At 69.9% G+C, this 4176-nt stretch carries 3 protein-coding genes; 2 read left to right on the top strand and 1 reads right to left on the bottom strand.

The features are described from left to right. Nucleotides 1–559, top strand: a 559-nt coding sequence (locus tag SAOR_RS16835; protein ID WP_185015669.1) for a protein kinase family protein, incomplete at its 5' end; no start/stop codon positions are given. Between the two features lie 15 nt (nt 560–574). Further along, the gene (gene plsB / locus SAOR_RS12110) at nt 575–3073 is read left to right on the top strand and encodes a glycerol-3-phosphate 1-O-acyltransferase PlsB (RefSeq protein ID WP_123631658.1); all 2499 of its coding nucleotides are present in this window, start codon (nt 575–577) and stop codon (nt 3071–3073) included. 11 nt (nt 3074–3084) lie between these two features. Here the strand turns inward: plsB and sppA are convergent, their stop codons facing one another. Then, a complete protein-coding gene (gene sppA, locus SAOR_RS12115) occupies nt 3085–4086 on the bottom strand; it encodes a signal peptide peptidase SppA (protein WP_123631659.1) in 1002 nt (333 codons plus the stop codon). Between the last annotated feature and the right edge of the window lie 90 nt (nt 4087–4176).

The following is a 4176-nucleotide window of genomic DNA, read 5'->3' on the forward strand; positions in this document are numbered from 1 at the left end:
GATCCTCAAGGACTATGCGCGCACGCCCGGCTGGTTCGGCCGGCTGATCGCGCCGATCCTGATCTGGCGCGAGTACAGCGCGCTGGTGCGGCTTGCGGGGCTCCAGGGTGTGCCGTCGCTTCACCGCCGTCTGGACGCCCGCGGGCTGCTCATGGAATACCTGCCGGCCCGGCCCTGGCCCAGCGCCGACGCGCCGGACGCGGCCTATGCGCGACTGCGCACGCTGGTCGACGCCATGCACCGCCGCGGCATCGCGCACTGCGATCTGCGCGCGGCCGGCAACATGCTGGTCGACGATCAGGGCCGGCCCTACATCGTGGATTTCGTCGCCCGGGTGCAGCGCGGTGCACGCTGGAATCTGCCCTGGAACTGGCTCTATCGCCAGTTCGTGCGGGCCGACGAGAGCGCGCTCGCCAAGCTGCGGGTGCGCTACGCACCGCATCTGGCCACGGCCGCCGATCGGCAGACGCTGTCGACCCAGGGGCCGCTGGAGCGCATCGCCCGCGCCATCGGCGAGAACACGCGCAGTCTGTTGCGCTATTTCGTCCGTTCGCGCTAGCGCCGACGTGTTCGCGTGACCTGGCTCCTGCGCTTTCTGACGTTGTTCCTGCCGCTGCTGCGCTGGCCGCTGCGCGCCTGGATCAACACCCACACCACGCCGTCGGATCTCGACGAGATCGCGCTCGAGGGCGACAAGCCCGTCTGCTATGTCCTGCCGGTGGGCAGCGTCATGGACTGGCTCGCCCTGGAGGCCGCCTGCGCGGAACGCGGCCTGCCGCGTCCCTATCTGGCGGCCAATCGCCTGCCCCGGACCAACCGTGCGGTGGTGCTGGCGCTGCCGGTGGGCCGGGGTCGCACGCGCTCCGAGCTGCAGCGCATCGTTTCGCGTGGGCTGCACGATCGCAGTTTCGACGTCCAGCTGGTCCCGGTTTCGGTCTTCTGGGGACGTAACCCGGTCAAGGAGACCTCGATCCTGCGCATCCTGTTCGCGGACAGCGAACGGCCCGGCCGCCTGCGCAAGCTGCTGATCGTGCTCGCCAACGGTCGCAACACGCTGGTCCATTTCGGTCAGCCGCTGGATTATCGGGGCTTTCTGGACGAGGCCGCCGCGCCGGCGACCCTGGTGCGCAAGCTCGTGCGCGTGCTGCGGGTGCATTTCCGCCGCCAGCGTGCGGCCACGCTCGGCCCGCCGCTGTCGCGGCGCAGTCAGCTCATCAACTCGCTGCTGGCCGATCCCGACGTCACCCGCGCGATCGCCGAGACCGCGCGCCGCGAGGGCAGCACGGTGGCCGCGGTGCGCGTTCGCGCCCGCGACATCGCCAACGAGATCGCCGCGGACTATTCCAACATCGCCATCGGCTTCATGCTGCGCGTGCTCACCTGGCTGTGGCATCGCATCTACGACGGCATCGACGTGCGCCATCTCCCGCGGCTGCGTTCGGTCTCACACGACCGCCGCGAGATCATCTATCTGCCCTCACACCGCAGCCATATGGACTATCTGCTGGTGTCCTACATCCTCTATCGGGAGGGGCTGGCGCTGCCGCAGATCGCCGCGGGCATCAATCTCGACTTCTGGCCGATCGGCGGTCTGCTGCGGCGCTGCGGCGCCTTCTATCTGCGGCGCAGTTTCAAGGGCGATCGGCTCTACACGGCGGTGTTCCGCGCCTACGTCGAGGTGCTCATCGCCCGCGGCCAGCCGATGAAGTTCTATCCCGAAGGCGGGCGCAGCCGCACCGGCCGGCTGCTGCCGCCCAAGACCGGCATGCTCTCGATGACGGTGACGAGCGCGCTCGGCGAGGGCGGTGCGCCGGTCGCGATCGTGCCCGTCTACATCGGCTACGACCGGGTCATGGAGGTCAACAAGTACTTCGATGAACTGCGCGGCACGCGCGCGAAGAAGCGCGAATCGATGGGCGATCTGGTGCGTGGCTCGACCAAGATTCTCAAGCGCAAGTACGGCCGCGTGTTCGTCTCCTTCGGCACGCCGATCGACCTCTGGGACTACGCCGACGTCCATCTGCCCGGCTGGCGCGACAAGATGGCCGATCTCGACGCCGAGACACGGCCGCAGTGGCTGCAGTCGTTCGTGGCCGGCCTGTCCGAACGGGTGATGGAGGGCATCAACGCCACCGCGACCCTCAACGCCACGGGACTCGCATCGCTGATCCTGCTCGGCAGCCCGCAGAAGGCCATCGCCGAGAACGAGATGACCGATACCCTGGCGCTGCTGGCCGGGCTGGCGCGTCGCTGCCCGTACTCGCCGGATGCCACCGCACCGGAACCCGACGGGCCGGCGCTGCTGGCCGAGGCCGAGCCGCTGATGCGCCTGGTGCGCCTGCCCCATGCCTGGGGCGACGTGCTCACGGTGGAGTCGCGTCAGGCAGTGCTGCTGACCTACACCCGCAACAACGTCATGCATCTGTTCGCGCTGCCGTCGCTGGTCGCGAACTTCTTCGCCCACTTCGAGTCGCGCAGCCGCGAGGCCATGCTCGCGGACGCGGCCGAACTCTATCCGCTGCTCGCCTCGGAGCTGTTCCTGCGCTGGCAGCCCGAGGAAGCGCCGGCGGCGCTGGACGCCGCCACCGACGCGCTGCTGGACTGCGGCCTGCTGGTGCCGGGCGCGCAACCCGGCCAGCTGCGCCGGCCGCAGGCCGGTTCGCCGGCGTTCGCGGCGCTCATGAGTCTGGCGCGCATCATGCGCGAGTCGCTGGAACGCTATGCGATGACCGTGATGCTGCTCAGTCACAACCTCGAGGCCGGCGAGGTCGAGCGCGGTCGGTTCGAGCGCCAGTGCCAGCTCATGGCCGAACGCATGGCCATCCTCACCGGCCGCAACAGCCCGGAGTTCTTCGATGCGCGGCTGTTTCGCAATCATCTGCAGACGCTGGTTCGCGTGGGGCTGCTGCACCAGAAGGGCAGTCGTCTGACCATCGACCCCGCGCTGCGGGATCTGGCCGAGCACGCGCTGCAGCTGCTGGGCTCCGACCTGCGCCAATCGCTGGCCCATCTGACGTCGCTGCCCCAGCTCGAGGACGGCGCCCCCGGAGAGACGCGCGCCGGCAGCGGCTGACCGAGGCAGGATCAGCGCAGTTCCGCACCCCGCCACAGATACAGCGGTTGCGGGCCCGTGCTGTGCGCCAGCCAGCGTTCGAACGCCGAGCCCGCGGGCCCGAGCTCGGCCTGTGGCGCGACGGACGCCAAGCCCGCCGACAGCGTCGCCGGTGCGTGGCCACCGCGGTAGTAGCGGATCACCCGGGCGTTATCGACGCCGGCCCGTTCGCGGGCGATGTCGATCACGTCGTCGATATGCCCGATGGTGTCGACGAGCCCGAGCTCGCGGGCGTCGGGGGCGGCCAGGATGCGGCCGTCGGTGATCGTGTCCAGATGGGCCCGGTCCAGATCCGGACGCCGGCGTTCGAGCACGTCCACGAAACGTGCGAACAGCGAATCGACCACGCGCTGGACGATGGCGCGCTCCTCGGCGGTGGCCGGCCGCAGGGGCGAAAGGATGTCCTTGTGCGGGCCGGAGGTGTAGCTCTGGTTCTCGATGCCGAGCTTGTCGAGCAGGCCGGCGGTGTTCACGCCGACGAGGATCACCCCGATCGAGCCGGTGATTGTGGTCGGCTGGGCGATGAGCGTGTCCGCGGCCAACCCGACGTAGTAGCCGCCCGAGGCGGCCACGCCGCCGAAGCTGGCGATCACGGGCACGCCGGTGGCCTCGTGATAGCGGCGGATGCGGGTGTAGATCTCGTCGGCCGCGGCGACCGTGCCGCCGGGGCTGTCGATGCGCAGCACGACCGCGCGGATCGCGTCGTCGGCCTCGGCCCGGTCCAGCGCCCGGCTTACCTGTGCCAGGGTCGAGGGCTGCTCGATCAGGCCGAAGGCCTGCCGGCTCGGCGTATCGGAAATGAAGCCCGAGATCGGCAGCCACAGAATCTTGGCCGAGCCCTCGCCGCGAATCGTGGTTTCGTGAAGCGCGTCATCGGCGTTGCCGAAGGGAGCGGTCACGAACACGCAGCCCGACAGCGCCAGCAGCGCGCTGACGAGACCGACGAGCCGAAGGAGACGCGGCCCCGGACGCATCGCTCAGTGGACCTGCGTCTGCCAGTTCTCGATCTCGGCGACGATGCGCTGACCGGCCTGCTCCAGGCAGTGGCGGGGGGCGGCGCGCCC

The sequence above is a fragment of the Salinisphaera orenii subsp. orenii MK-B5 genome (assembly GCF_003788635.1).
Lineage (GTDB): Bacteria > Pseudomonadota > Gammaproteobacteria > Nevskiales > Salinisphaeraceae > Salinisphaera > Salinisphaera orenii.